Source organism: Streptomyces sp. A 4/2, from assembly GCF_940670765.1.
Classification (GTDB): domain Bacteria; phylum Actinomycetota; class Actinomycetes; order Streptomycetales; family Streptomycetaceae; genus Streptomyces.
Map to the genome: position 1 here is coordinate 1 of NZ_CALNVW010000081.1, position 1,450 is coordinate 1,450.

A 1,450-nucleotide genomic window follows, 5' to 3' on the forward strand; every position below is an offset into this window, starting at 1 on the left:
CTAGTAGGGCTTGGTCATGTTGGTGCGGGGTCTGGCATGTCGCGGTGACAGGTGGGGCAGGCGCCGGTCCAGGTCGCGAGGAGTGTCTGCAGCTCGCGGACGACTCGGTAGAGGCTCAGGCCGACGCCGTCTCTTTTGGGGATCTGCTCAGTCGCTGGAGGGTGCAGAAGGCGTGGGCGACCGAGACGAGGGTGACGTGGTGGTGCCAGCCTGGCCAGGTGCGGCCTTCGAAGTGGGCCAGGCCCAGGGCCTGTTTCATCTCGCGGTAGTCGTTCTCGATGCGCCAGCGGAGCTTCGCGGTGCGCACGAGGACGGGCAGCGGGGTGGTCTCGGGCAGGTTGGAGAGCCAGAACTGCACGGGCTCGTCCTGGTCGGCGGGCCATTCGGCCAGCAGCCAGCGGACCGGAAGCTCGGCGGTGGCCGCGGCCTTGCGGATCTCGCGTCCGGCGGGCCGGATCCGCAGGGCCACGAAGCGCGAGTACATGCGCTTGAATCCGCTGCGGCCGCTGCCCGGCCGTGATCCTTCCCTCCACTGCACCGGCCGTGCGGAGGATTTGCCGGCTGCGATGACCAGGCTCTTCACCCTCTGCGCCGGCTCGGGGTAGGCAGCGACCGGCCGTGGGCCCCGGCCGGAGTAGGCCGGGGTGCACGGTTGTGCGTCCTCGGGTTGCGCGGTGGTCGTGGTCGAGATGCCCACCACGTAGTCGAGAGCGCGTTCTTCCAGGCCGAGCCGGAAGGCGGCGGTGTCCCCGTAGCCGCCGTCGGCGATGACCTGGGGCACCTCGATGCCCCAGGACCGCGTCTCGTCGATCATGTCGAGGGCCAGCTGCCACTTCTCGACATGCCCCACCTGGGCAGGGATGGCGCACTTGTCACGGCGGGCCACCTTTGCCGGATCAGCCTTGGGCGAGGCGGGATCCCAGCTCCCGGGCAGGAACAGACGCCAGTTCACCGCCGCGGAGGCGCCGTTGGAAGCCAGATGGAGCGAGACTCCGGCCTGGCAGTTGGTGACCTTGCCCGCGGTGCCGGTGTACTGCCGGGTCACACACGCCGACGCGTCCCCGTCCTTGAGGAACCCGGTGTCATCAATGACCAGCGCGGTGGGTTTGATGACCGGCTGCATGCGCCAGGCCAGGCGGGCCCGCACATGCGCCGCATCCCACGGGCTGGAGGTCACGAAGTGGGCCAGGGCCTGCCGGTTCCCGTCCTCGCCCAGGCGGGCAGCCATCGGCTCCACCGACTTGCGCCCGCCGTCCAGCAGCAGGCCCCGCAGATAGACCCCGCCCCACCGGCGCTGATCCGCCCGCGCGAACGGCTCGAACATCTCCGCCGCGAAGTCCTCCAGATCACACCGGACCGCAGCCAACTCCTCACTCAGCACACACGGTCAACGACACGACCGATCAAGAAGACACGCCATCACGGACCGCACATGACCAAGCCCTACTAG

At 69.4% G+C, this 1,450-nt stretch carries 1 protein-coding gene; it reads right to left on the reverse strand.

Annotated elements, in window-relative coordinates; all coding sequences use genetic code 11:
• Positions 1 to 115: 115 nt before the first annotated feature.
• Positions 116 to 1,381: an IS701 family transposase gene (locus NBY69_RS37105; RefSeq protein WP_374211389.1), complete on the reverse strand. Its 1,266-nt coding sequence runs from the start codon at positions 1,379 to 1,381 to the stop codon at positions 116 to 118.
• Positions 1,382 to 1,450 lie beyond the last annotated feature (69 nt).